Source organism: Rhodococcus sp. 05-2255-3B1 (genome assembly GCF_002258545.1).
Lineage (GTDB): Bacteria > Actinomycetota > Actinomycetes > Mycobacteriales > Mycobacteriaceae > Rhodococcoides.
In genome coordinates this window covers 16,314-33,624 of record NZ_NOZC01000021.1, presented here as the reverse complement: position 1 = coordinate 33,624, position 17,311 = coordinate 16,314, and the positions used below count along the sequence as shown (strand labels likewise).

Sequence of the window (17,311 nt, the reverse complement as noted above, 5' to 3'; positions counted from 1 at the left end):
TCGACCTACCGCTTGGTGGCAGGGGTCTTGGGCTGAACCAGACGACTTCCGATCCAGTCACCGAGGTTTGCCGCAGAGGTCTGCGTCAATCCTGCGGTCGGGGCGGACTCGGCGATCTCGCTGGGTTCGACGTGACCGGACAGGCCGGTCTTGGGGCTGAGGACCCACACGATTCCATCGTCCGAGAGTGGCCCGATGGCATCCATGAGTGCGTCGACCAGGTCACCGTCTCCGTCGCGCCACCACAGCAGTACGACATCGATCACCTCGTCGGAATCCTCGTCGAGGGTCTCGCCACCGATCGCATCTTCTACGTCGGCGCGCAGATCATCGTCGGTGTCCTCGTCCCAGCCCAGCTCCTGTACGACCATGTCGCGAGTGATGCCAAGTTTCTGAGCGTAGTTCTGAGCGTCCGCCGCGGCGACCACGGTGGTGACCTCCTTGAATTGTGGGTGCAGTAGACAAAGCGAACAGGGTCGGAGCCGTTCGCGCAAGCTGACCGCGCCGAAATTGCGTACATAAATTTCTACTGGTGGGTATCGGACCTCTGTACTACCAGAACCGAGAAGATGTAGCAGGATTGGGAGGAATCACGAGAACGAGGAAAGTAGAGCGCCGTCACAGGGGCGCGCTACCGGACCGGACGCCACACCGAGCGTCCGCCACATTGAGGAGTGCACACGTTGTCCGAAGTGAACAGCGGCGAACGGCAGAACACATCGTCTGCAGGCAAGAAGGGCTCTGACGGCCGGGTCCGCGTCATCCGCGAGGGTGTCGCGTCGTACCTGCCCGATATCGACAACGACGAGACCAACGAATGGATCGAGTCGTTCGACGGCTTGTTGGAGAGGTCCGGCCCCAACCGCGCTCGCTACCTGATGCTCAGGTTGCTCGAGCGCGCCGGTGAGCGCCGCGTCGCGCTGCCGTCGCTGACGTCGACGGATTACGTCAACACCATTCCCACCGAGAACGAGCCGTGGTTCCCCGGCGACGAGTCGATGGAACGCCGCTACCGCGCCTGGATCCGCTGGAACGCAGCCATCATGGTGCACCGCGCGCAGCGCCCCGGCGTCGGCGTCGGTGGCCACATCTCCACGTACGCCTCGTCGGCTGCGCTGTACGAGGTCGGCTTCAACCACTTCTTCCGCGGCAAGGACCACCCGGGCGGCGGCGACCACATCTTCATCCAGGGTCACGCCTCCCCCGGCATCTACGCCCGCGCCTTCCTCGAGGGCCGCATCCCGGCCGAGCGCATGGACGGCTTCCGTCAGGAGGCCAGTCACGTGAACGAGGGCGGCGGACTGCCGTCGTACCCGCACCCCCGCCTGATGCAGGACTTCTGGGAGTTCCCGACGGTGTCGATGGGTCTCGGGCCGATGAACGCCATCTACCAGGCCCGCTTCAACCACTACCTCAACGACCGCGGCGTCAAGGACACCTCCGATCAGCACGTCTGGGCATTCCTGGGCGACGGCGAGATGGACGAGCCGGAGTCGCGTGGACTCGCGCACGTGGCCGCCACCGAGGGTCTGGACAACCTGACGTTCGTCGTCAACTGCAACCTGCAGCGCCTCGACGGCCCGGTCCGCGGCAACGGCAAGATCATTCAGGAGCTGGAGTCGTTCTTCCGCGGCGCGGGCTGGAACGTCATCAAGGTCGTCTGGGGCCGCGAGTGGGATTCACTGCTGCACGCAGACCGCGACGGCGCGCTCGTGAACCTGATGAACACCACTCCCGATGGTGACTTCCAGACGTACAAGGCCAACGACGGCGGGTACGTCCGCGATCACTTCTTCGGTCGCGATCCGCGCACCAAGGAACTGGTCAAGGATCTGTCCGACGACGAGATCTGGAACCTCAAGCGCGGTGGCCACGACTACCGCAAGGTGCACGCTGCCTACGCGGCGGCGATGTCGCACAAGGGCCAGCCTACGGTCATCCTGGCGCACACCATCAAGGGCTACACCCTCGGCAAGCACTTCGAGGGCCGCAATGCCACGCACCAGATGAAAAAGCTCACGCTCGACGATCTCAAGACGTTCCGCGATCTCCAGCACATCCCGATCTCGGACGAAGAGCTCGAGAAGGATCCGTACATGCCGCCGTACTACCACCCCGGCCCGGATGCTCCCGAGATCCAGTACATGCTCGATCGCCGCAACAAGCTCGGCGGATTCGTCCCCGAGCGGCGGGTCGACGTCAAGCCGCTCCCGCAGCCCGGCGACGACACGTACAAGACGCTCCGCAAGGGCTCCGGCAAGCAGGAAGTCGCCACCACCATGGCGCTCGTGCGCGTCATGAAGGAGTTGTTGCGAGACAAGGAGATCGGCCACCGAATCGTGCCGATCATCCCCGACGAGGCCCGCACGTTCGGTATGGACTCGTGGTTCCCGTCGCTGAAGATCTACAACCGCAACGGCCAGCTATACACCTCGGTGGACTCGGAGCTGATGCTCGCCTACAAGGAGAGCTCGGTCGGCCAGATCCTGCACGAGGGCATCAACGAGGCCGGTTCGACGTCGTCGTTCACCGCGGTCGGTACCTCGTACGCCACGCACGGCGAGGTCATGATCCCGCTGTACATCTTCTACTCGATGTTCGGCTTCCAGCGCACCGGCGACGGTCTCTGGGCGGCAGCAGACCAGATGGCTCGCGGATTCGTGCTCGGTGCCACCGCAGGTCGCACCACGCTCACCGGTGAGGGTCTGCAGCACGCCGACGGTCATTCACTGCTGTTGGCCTCGACCAACCCGGCGGCCGTGGCCTACGACCCGGCGTTCTCGTACGAGATCGCGCACATCGTCAAGGACGGTCTGCGACGGATGTACGGCGGAACCGAAGGTGTCGAGGGCTTCGGCGGCGAGAACATCTTCTACTACATCACCCTCTACAACGAGCCGTACGTACAGCCGGCCGAGCCGGAGAACCTCGACGTCGAGGGTCTGCTCAAGGGCATCTACCGGTTCGCCGAGCCGCAGGAGGGCGACGGACCCGAGGCGCAGCTGCTGGCGTCCGGCGTCGGCATCGTGTCGGCCCGTAAGGCCCGCGAATTGCTGTTCGAGGAGTGGGGCGTTCGTTCGGCCGTCTGGTCGGTGACCTCGTGGGGCGAACTGCGCCGCGACGGTGTCGAGGCCGAGCAGGAGTCCCTGCGCAACCCCGGTGCCGACAAGCGCGTTCCGTTCGTCACCTCGGCCCTGGCCGACACCAACGGCCCGGTCATCGCGTCCTCGGATTGGATGCGTGCGGTTCCGGACCAGATCCGTCAGTGGGTTCCGGGCGATTACGTCACTCTCGGTACCGACGGATTCGGATTCTCCGATACCCGTCCGGCCGCGCGTCGAGTGTTCAACGTCGACGCCGAGTCGATCGTCGTCGCCACGTTGTCGGCTCTGGCGGCATCCGGTGAGGTCGACCGCTCCAAGGCCGTCGAGGCCGCGGAGAAGTACAAGATCGACGACGTCACCGCCGCTCCCACGTCGTACGCCGATACCGGTTCGGCGTAGGTTCGACCCCTGATCACCCGACCCACGTTCCACCTCGCGCGGCACGTCCAGCGCGAGGTGGGCGGGGGTCGGGCGTAGGTTCTCCTTATGTCCGATGCGAAGCCCGGTTCCCCGGACAGTGCGTCCACACGCGAAGTGTCCCGACGCGACGCCTATCGTGAGGCGTTGCGTGAGTCGTTGACCTCGGACAACGAAGTGCATCTTCCGGTCGCCTCACTGGCTCCCTCACGCCAGAAGCGCGATCCCCTGCCCGATGCCCTGCTGCGGCGGGTCAAACAGTTCTCCGGCCGACTCTCGACAGAAGCCGTCACCACGATGCAGGGCCAGTTGCCGTTCTTCGGCGATCTCGACGCGGCCCAACGCGCAAGCGTGCAGTTGTTGATTCAGACAGCCGTCGACAACTTTCTCGAATGGCTCAAGAACCCCAACAGCGATATCCGCTTCAGCCTCGACGCATTCCAGGTCATCCCCCAAGACCTGGCCCGCCGCCTCACTCTGCGCCAGACCGTCGACATGGTCCGAGTGGCGATGGAGTTCTTCGAGCAGTGGCTTCCGGCGCTGGCTCGCAACGATCAGCAGCTGGTGGCCCTGACCGAGGCCGTCCTACGGTACGGCCGCGAGCTCGGCTTCGCGGCCGCGTCGGTCTACGCCAGTGCGGCCGAATCTCGCGGTGCCTGGGACACCCGCCTCGAAGCTCTCGTCGTCGATGCCGTCGTGCGTGGGGACACCGGCTCGGACATGCTCTCGCGTGCCGCAACGCTGAACTGGGACGCCACGGCCCCCGCGACGGTGTTGGTCGGTACTCCCCCGGACGATCGGGGCGTGTCGGTGGTCGGAACAGTGCACGCCGTGGCGCAGAAGCACGGCCGCGCGGCACTCGCCGTGGTGCAAGGCACTCGGCTGGTGATGGTGGTCAGCGGCCAGATCGAGGACACGCCGGCCCACCACGCGTTCATCGAGGACATGTTGCAGAACTTCTCCGACGGGCCCGTGGTCATCGGCCCGACCACTCGCACCCTGGGCGCGGCGCACTCGAGCGCGGTGGAAGCCTTCGCCGGCATGCAGGCCGTCGCCGGCTGGCGTGGTGCACCGCGTCCGGTGCACGCAGGCGAGTTGTTGCCCGAACGCGCACTGCTCAACGACAGTGCGGCGATATCGGCGTTGAACGATCACGTGGTCGTTCCATTGGCGGCGGCGGGTTCTGGACTTGCCGACACCCTCGATGCGTATCTCGACTGTGGCGGAGCCGTCGAAACCTGCGCACGGCAGCTGTTTGTTCATCCAAATACCGTTCGGTATCGGCTCAAGCGCATCGCAGAGGTCACCGGTCGCGACCCCACTCACCCGCGCGACGCGTACGTGCTCAGGGTCGCGGCAACGGTAGGTAGGTTGGCTCGAACGCATCACGAACCGGCACATCCAGCCCCATATGTCACACAGGTCACATTCGGAGAAGTGGTTACGTAACGCTCCACCACCCTCCGGCGATAGCGAGTCCCCACGAGGCGATTTGTAGGGTTCCCACAAATTGCCTGTCGAGAGTTCATCGAGCGCGACATCACTCATTCGGCACCCGACAGTGTTCTCTTAACCCTGTGATTGCGTTGCTTGCGCCCGGTCAGGGCTCTCAGACTCCCGGCATGCTGTTGCCTTGGCTCGAATTGCCAGGTGCGGCAGACCGACTCGCACTGTGGTCGAAGGCCTCCGGTCTCGACCTCGTCCGCCTCGGCACCACAGCAACCGCCGAGGAGATCACCGACACCGCGGTGACCCAGCCCCTGGTCGTGGCGTCGGCCCTGCTCGCCTTCGAGGAGATCGCATCGCGGGGCCTGTTCCCCGAGGACGCCGTCGTCGCCGGACACTCCGTGGGCGAACTCGCCGCCGCTGCCATCGCCGGCGTCATCTCCTCCGACGACGCCGTGTCACTCGCCGCCGTCCGTGGCGCAGCAATGGCCAAGGCGTGTGCACTCGAACCGACCGGCATGTCCGCCGTGCTCGGCGGAGACGAAGCTGCCGTCCTGGCCCGCCTCGAAGAACTCGACCTCGCGCCGGCCAACGTCAACGCTGCAGGCCAGATCGTCGCGGCCGGCCTGCTCACCAAACTTGCCGAGCTGGCCGAGAGCGCGCCCGAGAAGGCTCGGGTTCGCGCACTGCCGGTCGCAGGCGCGTTCCACACCAGATACATGGCGTCTGCCGGCGACACCGTTGCCGCAGCCGCTGCCGCGATCACTCCGTCGGAGCCGACGCGGACGCTGCTGTCCAACTCGGACGGTCAGCCGGTCGCCTCGGGTGCCGACGCACTGAACAAGCTTGCTGCTCAGGTCACTCGCCCCGTGCGATGGGATCTGTGCACTGCCTACCTGCGTACCGCGCAGGTCACCGGACTTGTGGAACTGCCCCCGGCAGGCGCACTGGTCGGCATCGCCAAACGCGAACTGCGTGGCGTTGCCAACCTCGGCCTGAAGACACCGGCGGACATCTCCGCAATGGCCGAGCTCGGTTAGCTCGCCCCACACACTCCGCCGTCACGCACTGCGGATCGCACTTCCACTCCCCGAGTGGCAGAAATGCACAATCGCGTCTCGAAGCACATGACTTCGGCGTTCTACACAGAAGAGAAGGGAGCCACAACAGTGGCCAGCCAGGAAGACCTCATCGCCGGACTTGCAGAGATCATCGAGGAGGTCACGGGCATCGAACCGTCCGAGGTGACCATCGAGAAGTCCTTCGTGGACGACCTCGACATCGACTCGCTCTCCATGGTCGAGATCGCAGTGCAGACCGAGGACAAGTACGGCGTGAAGATCCCCGACGAGGACCTCGCAGGTCTGCGCACCGTCGGTGACGCCGTCAACTACATCCAGAAGCTCGAAGCGGAGAACCCCGAAGCCGCAGAAGCTATCAAGGCCAAGCTCGACGACTCCGCGAGCGAGTGACAGGGCCCATGACCAACCCATCCACCGCCAACGGACGCTTCCCCAGTGTCGTCGTCACCAGCCTCGCTGCGACCACGTCACTTGCGGGTGACGTCGATGCCACGTGGAAGGGTCTGCTGAACGGCGACAGCGGAATCGCGAAGCTCGAAGACGATTTCGTCGCCGAGTACGACCTGCCTGTGCGGATCGGCGGACACCTCGCGGTGAACCCGCAGAGCCTGCTCTCGCGGGTCGAGATTCGTCGCCTGAGCTATGTCGAGCAACTGTCGACGGTCCTCGGCCGCGAGGTCTGGAAGAACGCCGGAACCCCCGACGTCGATCCCCTTCGCCTCGGTGTGTCGATCGGTACCGGCCTCGGTGGCGGAGATTCGCTGATCGACGCCAACGACAAGATGAAGGCAGGCGGCTACCGCAAGGTGTCTCCGCTCGCCGTTCAGATGGTCATGCCGAACGGCCCCGCAGCGGTCGTCGGACTCGAGCTCAAAGCACAGGCCGGTGTCATCACTCCCGTCTCCGCCTGCTCCTCGGGATCGGAAGCCATCGCACACGCGTGGCGGATGATCGTGATGGGCGATGCGGACATGGTCGTCACCGGCGGCGTCGAGGGCTACATCGACGCAGTTCCGATCGCCAGCTTCTCCATGATGCGGGCGATGAGCACCAACAACGACAACCCGAAGGGTGCGTCACGTCCGTTCGACAAGGACCGTGACGGCTTCGTCTTCGGTGAAGCGGGTGCGCTCATGGTCATCGAGACCGAAGAGCACGCCAAGGCTCGCGGCGCAACGATTCATGCCCGCCTGCTCGGTGCCGGAATCACCTCCGACGGGTTCCACCTGGTGGCTCCCGATCCGGAGGGCAAGGGTGCCGCGCGTGCGATGCAGCGCGCCATCGAGACCGCAGGCCTGCAGAAGTCCGACATCACCCACGTGAACGCCCACGCAACGGCAACTCCCATCGGAGACACCGCCGAGGCGCTGGCGATCAACAAGGCAGTCGGAAATCACGCAGCGGTGTACGCACCGAAATCCGCTCTGGGCCACTCGATCGGTGCCGTCGGCGCTCTCGAGTCGGTACTGACGGTGCTGGCAGTGCGTGAGGGAATCATCCCTCCCACACTGAATTTGGAGAACCAGGATCCCGAGATCGATCTCGACGTCGTCAAGGGCGAGCCCCGCGTCGGACAGATCGATTACGCGATCAACAACTCGTTCGGATTCGGTGGGCACAACGTCGCGCTCGCCTTCGGAAAGGCGTGATTCACTGAGTCGTTTCTTCGACTCAGCCGATCTCGCTCTCGCAGTGCATGATCCGGACCGGGGCCGTTCTCAGGGAACGGTTCCGGTTCGGGCCTCGCCCCCTCAGGGGCCCTGAAGAAGGACAAGCGATGACTATTCTGGCCCCTGTCACACGATCCGGTACCTCGACCGATCCCCGCGATCCACTCGCCCGCCTCGAGAATCTGTTCGACGCCGGAACCACTGTCCCGCTGCACGATCGGGACAAATCCGGCATCCTCGCAGCGTCCGGCGAGATCGACGGCGTCCACACCATCGCGTACTGCTCCGACGCCACCGTCATGGGCGGTGCCATGGGCGTCGACGGCTGCAAGCACATCGTCGCCGCCATCGACACGGCCATCGAGCAGCGCGCTCCGATCGTCGGCGTCTGGCACTCCGGAGGCGCTCGCCTCGCCGAGGGCGTCGAAGCTCTCCACGCCGTCGGACTCGTCTTCGAGGCCATGGTCCGAGCGTCCGGCCTCGTCCCCCAAGTTTCCGTCGTCCTCGGCTTCGCAGCCGGCGGCGCCGCCTACGGTCCTGCGTTGACCGACGTCGTCATCATGGCTCCCGAGGGACGTGTCTTCGTCACCGGTCCCGACGTCGTCCGCAGCGTCACCGGCGAGCAGGTCGACATGGCCTCGCTCGGCGGCCCCGACACCCACCACAAGAAGTCCGGCGTGTGCCACATCGTCGCCGACAGCGAGATGGACGCGTTCACCCGCGCCCGCCGTCTGGTGTCCATGTTCTGCGAGCAGGGCGACTTCGATATCGCCGCTGCCGAACACGGTGACACCGACCTCCGGGCTCTGATGCCCGAATCGAACCGTCGCGCATACGACGTCCACCCGATCGTGCACGAGTTGCTCGACAACGTCGAAGGCGAATCGACGTTCGAGGAATTCCAGGGCGGCTGGGCTCGCAGCATCGTGATCGGCCTCGGTCGTATCAGTGGCCGCACCGTCGGTGTCATCGCCAACAACCCCATCCGACTCGGTGGTTGCCTGAACTCCGAAAGCGCCGAGAAGGCAGCACGTTTCGTTCGGTTGTGCGATTCGTTCGGCATCCCGCTCGTCGTGGTGGTCGACGTACCCGGATACCTCCCCGGCGTCAGCATGGAATGGGAAGGTGTCGTGCGTCGTGGCGCAAAGCTGTTGCACGCCTTCGCCGAAGCCACGGTCCCCCGCGTCACCCTCGTGACCCGCAAGATCTACGGCGGTGCGTACATCGCAATGAACGCTCGCGCGCTCGGTGCCACTGCGGTCTACGCCTGGCCCGGCTCCGAGGTCGCCGTGATGGGCGCGAAGGCAGCCGTCGGCATCCTGCACAAGAAGGCTCTCGCGGCCGCTCCCGAGGAGGAGCGCGAAGCACTGCACGATCGGCTTACAGTCGAGCACGAAAGCATCGCCGGTGGCGTCGAGCGTGCTGTGGCCATCGGTGTCGTCGACGAGGTCATCGAACCGAGCAAGACCCGCAGCACCGTCGCCAAGGCTCTCGCGGCCGCGCCCGCGGCACGCGGCAACCACAAGAACATTCCGCTCTGATCAACCGCCCTCGCTTGCGGCCCTGACTCAGCCCCCGCCCCGTCCTCCCCCGGCCGCGTGAATGGACCCTTGCAGCGCCCAGACGTATGTAATGGTCCATTCACGGTGTGGATCAGTAGCGCTCCGAGTGCAACGAAGCCACATTCATCCGGAACCGAGCGGGCTGCAGGGCGGGATGAAGGGGCTACGCGTCGGTCAGTTCTCGATCCACTTGTGATCGTGAGCCACTCGCAGCATCGCTGATCGGATGTCGAGAATCTGCGCTGCCGTCACGGTTCCGTTGGACGTCAGCAGTGCCTCGGTCACCTCGGCAGTGAAGTCCGCCTCGGACAGGACGTCGCAGATGACGTCTTCGAGGTTCTGATGGTCGGTCACCGGCACGGTGTGGTGGTACGGCACGTCGGGCTTGTGTCGGGTCACCAGCGCGGTCGATGCCGGACCGTCGATTATCTGTACCTGGGTGGCCTTGAGCCCTCGGTCACCGTCGACGGCGACGTACTCGACGCGAACACCCGGTGCCAACAGCCTCTTGTCGAAATCCAGATCGTTGACGTGAATGAACACGTCCTCGCCGCCCTCGTCCGGCGCTACGAATCCGTACCCCTTGAATTCGTCGAATCGAATCACTTTTCCGGTCGACAACATCGAACTCACCACTCCACGGTCGTTCCCACATGCCTACCCCAGGCACGCCCGCGAAACTACCGCGACACCGAACCCCCAGCAACTCTCACCACTAGCCCACGTTGCGGCTCAACCACGTCACTTCGGCTCCGGCTCCCCCGGTGCGGTACGGCTCGAGGGCGGCGTCCCAGTCCGACCCGAGAGCGTGCTCCACGGCCGCGGTGAGGTTGCCCTGGTTGTTCTCCATGAGGGCGCGCAAACGCATCTCGCCGAGGACCACGTCACCGTTCGCGCTCGTCGATCCACGCCACAGCCCCAGACCGGGTACGTGCGAGAATCGTTCGCCGTCGACGCCTTCGCTGGGGTCTTCGGTCACCTCGAAGCGCAGCATCTGCCACGAGCGCAGGATGCCGGCGAGGGTCGCTCCGGTGCCGACCGGGCCTACCCAGTCGGTGGTGGCGCGCAGCTGCCCGTCGGAGGCCGGCTGCGCAGACCACTTCAAATTCGCACGGCAATCGAGGGCGTCGGACAACGCCCATTCGACATGCGGGCACAACGCAGCGGGCGACGAGTGGATGTACACGACACCCGACGTCGCTTCTGCGAACTGATTCGATCCACGCATTGCACTACCTCCAGCTTCGACGAGGGACGTCTTCCCCAACGACCTCGACATGCTTCGGCTGGCTGCAGTCAATCAACACGTATGTGTACTAGTGTGCCCCGAGTTACCCCTGTTGCGCCAGTGCAATCTGTGAACGATCGGCATTCACCCTGCAAGAACGGCATCGGAGAGTTCCGGCCACAGCGGTTTCGCCCAGTCTCCGAAGGCCCGGTCGGTCAACACCACGCATGCCGTCCGCACGGACGGGTCCACCCACAGGAACGTTCCGGCCTGACCGAAGTGACCGAACGTGGCCGACGAGTTGCCGCTTCCGGTCCAGTGCGGGCTCTTCTCACCCCGCAGCTCGAACCCGAGTCCCCAGTCGCACGGCCTGTGCGATCCGTACCCGGGCACGATGCCGTTGAGGCCGGGGAACTGCACGGCCGTCGCCGACGAGAGGGTCTGCGACGCGAGGAGCGTGGGTTCCAACAACTCCGCCGCGAACTTCTTCAGGTCCGCCAGGGTGGAGCTGGCACCGTGGCCTGCCGATCCCGGTAGCGCGGTGTTCGTCATCTGCAGTGGCCGGCACACGGCCTCGTCGAGGTAGTCCGGGAAGGCGATGCCTGCTTCGGTCTCGATCAGTTCGGCCAGTACCTCGAACCCGGAGCTCGAATAGATCCGCTTGGTGCCGGCCGGTGCCTGGACCGTGCGGTCGCCGAACGCCAGGCCCGACGCGTGTGCCAGCAGGTGACGCACCGTCGACCCTTCCGGCCCTGCGGTTTGATCGAGCTCCACCGCACCTTCCTCGACGGCGACGAGGACGGCGTACGCACTGAGCAGTTTGGTGACCGAGGCCAGCTCGTAGACGCGATCGGTGTCGCCGACCTCCTCACGAACTCCGGAGTCGGTGACGACTGCTGCACTGACGTGGTCGACGGGCCAGGAGGACGTGAGATCGAGGGTGGTCACGATTCACGAGCCTAATTGTCTGTCGATGACGGTGCCCCGGTCCCCCGCCGGGCTACGCTCGCAGCACATGAGTGGGAGGAATGCGATGTCGGTTGTGTATGGCTCGTGCAATCTGTGCGAAGCGATCTGTGGGCTCGAGTTCACGGTGGAGAACGATGCGGTCACGTCCGTCCGCGGTGACGAGAAGGACCCGCTCTCGCGCGGTCACATCTGCCCGAAGGCTCTGTCGCTGATCGACCTGCACGCCGATACCGATCGACTCACCACACCGGTCAAACGTGTGGGTGAGAAGTGGGAGAAGATCGGCTGGGACGAGGCATACGACCTCGTGATCGACGGCCTGATCTCGACGCGCAAGAAGTACGGGCGCAATGCGGTCGGTCTCTATCAGGGCAACCCCAACGTGCATTCGATGGGTGCGATGACCCACGGCATTCCCTTCACCTCGCTCCTGCGAACGCGTAATCGATACTCCGCCACCTCGCTGGATCAGCTCCCGCATCAGCTCGTCGATCACCTGCTGTACGGGCATCAACTGCTGCTGCCCATCCCCGACATCGACCGCACCGACTTCTTTCTCGTACTCGGCGGCAACCCGATGGCGTCGAACGGCTCCATGATGACCGTCCCCGATTTCGCCAAGAGAGCGCGGGCACTGCGTAAACGCGGCGGACGCCTGGTCGTAATCGATCCGCGCAAGACCGAGACCGCCGACATCGCCGACACGCACTTCTTCGTGCGTCCCGGCACCGATGCATTGCTCCTGCTCGCGATGATCCACGTCATCGTCGCCGACGGCACCGTGCGCGTGGCCGACTACATCGACGGCGCCGATCGCATCGCCGACCTCGTCGCCGAATTCACCCCCGAATCCGTTGCTCCGGTCGTGGGGATCGCCGCGGAGGACATCTCGGCCCTGGCACGTGATTTCGCGTCGGCGAAGTCCGCGGTGGCATACGGCCGAATGGGGGTCTCGACCCAGCAGTTCGGCACCGTGTGCCAGTGGGCGATTCAGGTACTGAACATCATCACCGGCAATCTCGACCGCCCCGGCGGTGCCATGGTGACCGATCCTGCGATCGATTTGATCAAGCAGGGCATCGTCGGCCGCGGACATTTCGACAAGTGGCGCAGCCGCGTTCGCGACCTGCCCGAGTTCGCAGGCGAATACCCCTGCTCGACGCTCGTCGACGAGATCACCACCGAGGGCAAGGACCAGATCCGCGCGATGGCGGTTCTGTCCGGCAACCCGGTGCTGTCGATGCCCGGCGGTACCACCCTGAACGACGCGTTCGCGGGTCTCGATTTCATGGTGTCGTTCGACTTGTACATCAACGAGACCTCACGTCACGCCCACGTGATTCTGCCGCCGACGATGTCTCTCGAACGCGACCACTACGATCTGATTTTCAATTCCTTCGCGGTACACAACACTGCCAAGTACATGCCGGCGGTCCTGCCCAAGAAGGCCGACGCAAAGCATGATTGGGAGATATTCCGAGACCTGTCACTCCGCTACAAGAGCGCGATGGCCGGTTCGACGATCGGTCGAGTGAAGTCGCGATTGACTCCGAAGAGCGTGATCAGCGAGGCGCGCCTGCGCCTGTCCCCCGCGCGCACCCTGGACATCCTGCTCCGCAGCCAACGAAAAGGCTTGTCGCTGAAGAAGCTTCGAGCCAACCCCCACGGTGTCGATCTCGGACCCCTGCGGCCCGGCTTCCCGCAGAAGCTGAAGACGCGGGACAAGCGGGTACAGCTGATTCAGGACATCGTTGTTACCGAACTTCCCGCGTTGGTGGACCTGATGCACTCGAGCGCCGTTGCGACCGGTGACGAGTTGTTGCTGATCGGTCGGCGACACCTGCGCAGCAACAACTCCTGGATGCACAACACCGCCCGGCTCACCAAAGGCAAAGCGCGACATCAGCTTCTGGCCCACCCGGACGACCTGGAACACCGCGGCATCGAGGACGGGGCGATGGTGTCGGTGACCTCCGCCGCCGGAACCGTCGACATCGAGGTGGCGGCATCGGACAAGATGATGCCGGGCGTGGTGAGCATGCCGCACGGCTTCGGGCATCAGCGCCCCGGCGTGGAGCTGTCCGTTGCCACGACGGTGACGGGCCCCAGTGTCAACGACATCACCGACCCGGGCCGGGTCGACGCCGTCTCGGCCAATGCGATCCTGAACGGGGTCCCGGTGCAGGTGAGGGCGAAATAGCGCCCCGATGAACCGTCGAGGCGACGCGATTCTGTACGATTCTGCAGGCTCGTACCTGGTACGGGCATGGGGCGGTAGCTCAGTCGGTTAGAGCCGTGGACTCATAATCCATTGGTCGCGGGTTCGAGCCCCGCCCGCCCCACGACGAGGTCCGGTGTTCGCGATCTTCACCCGACAATGGGACAGCAGATTTCCTCGACGGCGAGCACACTGAAGCAATGTGGAACCGCGGCGAGGTGGCACCGGCAGCAGTAGATGGCGCGAGCACGTGACGTCACCGGAGCCGCCGACGGCATCCGACCACCCGCCGACGTGGAAGTTCGAGTACCCGATTTTTCACGCCGAGACTCGGACACAGTGGCGTACTTGGCTCGAGCTCCATCATGCATCCACCCGTGGCGTGTGGCTGTGTTCGTGGCGCAACACCACCACCCGGCCATGGTGCCCGTACCCGGACGCCGTCGAGGAAGCCATCTGCTTCGGTTGGATCGATTCCACCGGCAGCAACTTCGACGACGAGCGCAGCCTGCAGATGTTCACGCCACGCAGGCCCAAGAGTCCGTGGACCCGGCTCAACCGAAAACGCGCAGCCGATATGGAAGACAGCGGCCTCATGACCGAAGCAGGCCGACGTGCCATCGCTGCCGCGAAGGCCAACGGCTGGTGGACGATTGCCGATCAGGTCGAAGACCTCGAGGAACCACTCGAACTGGCAACTGCCCTGAACCGAGACCCGAACGTTCGGAGCACCTGGGACGGTTTTCCGCCCGGTGCCCGCAAACAGATGCTGTGGTGGGTCGTCAGCGCTGCGCGAGACGCCACTCGCTCAGCTCGAATCGCGCACATCGTCGCCGAGGCCGCGGCCGGTCGGCGAGCCCGCGGCTGAGTGCCGTCGAAGCATCGCCGCCCTTCGATACAGCCGCGACCAAAGGATTAGCAACGCAGCGGTATTCGCCCCGAACCACAGCCACGTGACGAACGCGGCCACAACACCGGTGACGAAGAAGCCCAGTACCAGTGCCACGACCCAGGCGAGGACGTAGGCAACAATCGTGACGACTGCCGCGATTGCGCACCGCCCCGGGGACTGCCGGACAGTCGCCGACGCTGCGCGGAACGGATTTTGTTGCCCGTCGGCCACGGCCGGAAGCACCAGCAGCGCAACCAGAATCACGATGATCGGAAGCAGTGGGAACAGAATCGCCAGCGCAACGGCCACCAGAGTCAACGCCACGCACCACATCAGGACACGCGGCCGTCGCCACGCCCGACCCAGTGCATCGGACGCTTTGCCGTCCGCCACGTCGAGTGCCGTCGATGCGGTGATCCACAGTGCGATCACCAGTGCCGCGGCGGAGGCCGCAACCAGCCCCGCGAAACCGAGGGACGACGTCGGAACCGGATCCCCCAGTACGGTCAGCGCCTGAACCAGTGCCGACACGACCACCACGGCAGCGAGAACCACACTCCCCCTCACGGTGCACCGACCGTCGAATTGCGATCGAGCACGTCCTGCACCGACCCCGAGTAGAGGACCTCCGTACCGACCTTGATCTCGACGGTGCTCGCGTCGTCCGAGGTGGCCGAACCGGTGATCGCCTCGTTGTCGGTTGTCTCCCCGGCACATTCGATATCGGCTCCGGTACCCGAGCACACCGGTGCGACCAGGATCTCGATCCCCTTCTCGAACAAGACGTCGTTCACTGCGTAGCGGAGGTCACCGAGCTCGGCACCACCGACCGGGGCGAGTGCGGCGGTCTGCGAGCACCCCGCGCACGCCACCAGCACAGACAACAGCAGGATCGTCCTGCGAACACTGTTCATCGGCCCTGCCTCGTCTCGTAGGCGATCAGTCTCGCGTGCTCGTCCAGGTGTTGCTGCTCGAGCGCGGCGTCGGTGATGCTGCTCAGATCGAACGGTGCAGGCAGGAGCAGCTCGGTGTTGCGATCGAGGCGCGAACCCCTCCGCATCAGCGGATTCTCGGCCCAGTCGTTGGCCGCCAACTCACGGCTACGGGACGCCAGATCCAGGTAGCTGCCACTGTTTCCGGGCGTGACCGGAGATGCGTGATCGAGAACGGTGGTGAACAGCGACAGTGTCCCGTCTCGGTTGTCGACGATCTCGACCACCTGCTGCTGCTGCGGGAAATCGATGCACGACGCGGTCGTGATCTCCCAGAATCCTCGTCCGTCTCGCGAGTGCGCCAGAATTTGGTTCTGGTGGGTGTGGCCGTTGAGCCAGCCGATCACCACCGGATACTTCAGCAGCAGATCGACGAATTCGTCTGCGCCGTAGAGCTTCACCGATTGCCCTGGCCGCTGTGCTCGGTTCTCCAGTGTCAGGCTGTTGTGGTGCGTGTAGATCAGCACGAGCTTGTTCTCTGCCTGCGCCCGCTCCAATTGCTGGGTGAGCCATTCGAACTGGTTCTCCGGAACCGCACCGTCGGGGCCGGCGACGGCATTGCACGTGTCGAGCCCGAACGTGCGAATGTTCGGGGTGGGGTCTGCGGTCCACCAGGTCTCGCCGGAGTCGAGGTTGTGTTGGGTGAAGCCGTGACCGATCGGACCCGGCGTCGGGGTGGTCTCGAAGTGCTCCGCCATGAACTCGCGTTGCTCGAACAGATATCGAGCCGGATCGGCGGACACCGCGCGAAACCCCGGTCGCGCACCGGATCCCACGCCGAGCGCATCGACCATTCGTTGCAGCGGACTCGCGGTCGAGGCATAGCCGGCAAGGGCCGAGGTGGCTGTCGCCTCGAGCGTGTACGCCTTGCGACCACCGACAGCGAGCGCGTGGAGTTGCGAGGACAGATCGAAGGTGCCGAGCAACAGGGTGTCGTGGTTGCCGTACACCGAGTACCACGGCACGGGTAGACCCACCGATTCGACGGTGCCCGATATCGCCTGGTCGAGAAGGTCGGGAAGCGTCGGGAATCCGTAGTCGCCGAACGATCCTCCCGACGGGTCACCGGGCCGATAGGCCCACTGCGCCTCCGGCCAGGCCTGAACACCCTCGAAGACGTTCGCGGCCCCGCTCGCCGGCCGAACCGGGACTCCGTCGAGAACGTCTATGTACCAGCGTAGTTCGAGATGAGAATGCATGTCGGCACTGTCCCCGGTGACCACGGCCGCTCCCATCGGTGCGCCGGTGACCGGGCTGATCCGCGCATCCGCGAACGCCTTCACCATCGCCGCGGTGACGTGCACGGTCAGCGGATCCTGCGGATGGAACGCCGAGCCCCAGGCGGCATGGTCGGAGACGATCATCGGCTCGATCCGTCCGGGCGACTGCGCGTCGATGACGTGCATGTCCGAGAGGTGTCCGAGGTAGAGCAACGACCGTCGGGACTGCACCCTCGACGGACTCGGCGCTCGTCCGAGGACGTCCAGTCGAGCAACGTAGGGCTCCCCCGGTCCAATACCGAGTACGCGGTACTTGCCCGGCCCGGTCGAGGTTCGCAGGATCGTCTGCGCCAGTGTTCCGGTCCCGTCCGCCTCCACAGGTTGGGCGTGCGCAACGAGAGCCTGACCCAGCACGTGGGGTGCAATTCCCCAGGCCGCCGCGAGCGCGCCCACCCGAGCGATGAAGTGTCGACGCGACAGCCCAGCCATGGAACTCCTCGGATCCTCGAGA

General features: G+C 65.0%; 15 protein-coding genes and 1 tRNA gene. 9 read left to right on the top strand and 7 right to left on the bottom strand.

Features of this window, described 5'->3' with window-relative positions:
* Positions 1-5: 5 nt before the first annotated feature.
* Positions 6-428, bottom strand: coding sequence for a DUF3052 domain-containing protein (locus tag CH249_RS12685; protein ID WP_032394460.1), 423 nt, complete (start codon positions 426-428; stop codon positions 6-8).
* A 255-nt stretch (positions 429-683) separates the two neighbouring features.
* Between CH249_RS12685 and aceE the strand changes: the two genes are divergently transcribed.
* The 6 genes from aceE (at position 684) to CH249_RS12655 (ending at position 9,260) form a co-directional block, all read left to right on the top strand.
* Positions 684-3,503 (top strand): pyruvate dehydrogenase (acetyl-transferring), homodimeric type, encoded by a 2,820-nt coding sequence (gene aceE, locus CH249_RS12680; protein WP_094658024.1) that lies wholly within the window; start codon positions 684-686, stop codon positions 3,501-3,503.
* Between the two features lie 87 nt (positions 3,504-3,590).
* Entirely contained in the window at positions 3,591-4,970 is a 1,380-nt protein-coding gene (locus CH249_RS12675) for a CdaR family transcriptional regulator (RefSeq protein WP_230596653.1), read from the top strand.
* A gap of 128 nt (positions 4,971-5,098) precedes the next feature.
* A complete protein-coding gene (locus CH249_RS12670) occupies positions 5,099-6,007 on the top strand; it encodes an ACP S-malonyltransferase (RefSeq protein ID WP_032394461.1) in 909 nt (302 codons plus the stop codon).
* An 87-nt stretch (positions 6,008-6,094) separates the two neighbouring features.
* A complete protein-coding gene (gene acpM, locus CH249_RS12665; protein WP_045199610.1) occupies positions 6,095-6,439 on the top strand; it encodes a meromycolate extension acyl carrier protein AcpM in 345 nt (114 codons plus the stop codon).
* Positions 6,440-6,447: 8 nt separating this feature from the next.
* Positions 6,448-7,698: a KasA/KasB family beta-ketoacyl-ACP synthase gene (locus tag CH249_RS12660; RefSeq protein ID WP_032394462.1), complete on the top strand. Its 1,251-nt coding sequence runs from the start codon at positions 6,448-6,450 to the stop codon at positions 7,696-7,698.
* A 128-nt stretch (positions 7,699-7,826) separates the two neighbouring features.
* Positions 7,827-9,260, top strand: coding sequence for an acyl-CoA carboxylase subunit beta (locus CH249_RS12655; RefSeq protein ID WP_032394463.1), 1,434 nt, complete (start codon positions 7,827-7,829; stop codon positions 9,258-9,260).
* 195 nt (positions 9,261-9,455) lie between these two features.
* Here CH249_RS12655 and CH249_RS12650 read toward each other — a convergent pair whose 3' ends face one another.
* The 3 genes from CH249_RS12650 to CH249_RS12640 form a co-directional block, all read right to left on the bottom strand.
* Positions 9,456-9,905 carry a cold-shock protein gene (locus CH249_RS12650; RefSeq protein WP_094629932.1) on the bottom strand — a complete coding sequence of 150 codons (450 nt, stop codon included), beginning with the start codon at positions 9,903-9,905 and terminating at the stop codon, positions 9,456-9,458.
* Between the two features lie 91 nt (positions 9,906-9,996).
* Positions 9,997-10,509, bottom strand: a complete 513-nt coding sequence (locus tag CH249_RS12645; protein WP_032394465.1) for a DUF3145 domain-containing protein — start codon at positions 10,507-10,509, stop codon at positions 9,997-9,999.
* A 144-nt stretch (positions 10,510-10,653) separates the two neighbouring features.
* Complete coding sequence (locus CH249_RS12640; RefSeq protein WP_094647599.1) at positions 10,654-11,457, bottom strand: serine hydrolase; 804 nt, start codon at positions 11,455-11,457, stop codon at positions 10,654-10,656.
* An 85-nt stretch (positions 11,458-11,542) separates the two neighbouring features.
* Here CH249_RS12640 and CH249_RS12635 point away from each other — a divergent pair, with 85 nt between their 5' ends.
* From CH249_RS12635 to CH249_RS12625, 3 genes are all read left to right on the top strand, one after another.
* Positions 11,543-13,678: a molybdopterin-dependent oxidoreductase gene (locus CH249_RS12635; RefSeq protein WP_094682257.1), complete on the top strand. Its 2,136-nt coding sequence runs from the start codon at positions 11,543-11,545 to the stop codon at positions 13,676-13,678.
* A gap of 68 nt (positions 13,679-13,746) precedes the next feature.
* Positions 13,747-13,820, top strand: a tRNA-Ile gene (locus CH249_RS12630).
* A 126-nt stretch (positions 13,821-13,946) separates the two neighbouring features.
* Complete coding sequence (locus CH249_RS12625; RefSeq protein WP_094682317.1) at positions 13,947-14,564, top strand: YdeI family protein; 618 nt, start codon at positions 13,947-13,949, stop codon at positions 14,562-14,564.
* Here the strand turns inward: CH249_RS12625 and CH249_RS12620 are convergent.
* From CH249_RS12620 to CH249_RS12610, 3 genes are read right to left on the bottom strand one after another with little or no spacing between them, the layout of a single operon-like run.
* The gene (locus CH249_RS12620) at positions 14,505-15,155 is read right to left on the bottom strand and encodes an EI24 domain-containing protein (RefSeq protein WP_143544460.1); all 651 of its coding nucleotides are present in this window, start codon (positions 15,153-15,155) and stop codon (positions 14,505-14,507) included. The two genes, CH249_RS12625 and CH249_RS12620, sit on opposite strands and share 60 nt — an antisense overlap.
* Complete coding sequence (locus tag CH249_RS12615) at positions 15,152-15,502, bottom strand: hypothetical protein (protein WP_094682255.1); 351 nt, start codon at positions 15,500-15,502, stop codon at positions 15,152-15,154. The genes CH249_RS12620 and CH249_RS12615 overlap by 4 nt, the downstream gene beginning before the upstream one ends.
* A complete protein-coding gene (locus CH249_RS12610; protein WP_094682316.1) occupies positions 15,499-17,289 on the bottom strand; it encodes a TIGR03767 family metallophosphoesterase in 1,791 nt (596 codons plus the stop codon). Before CH249_RS12610 ends, CH249_RS12615 begins: the two co-directional genes overlap by 4 nt.
* Between the last annotated feature and the right edge of the window lie 22 nt (positions 17,290-17,311).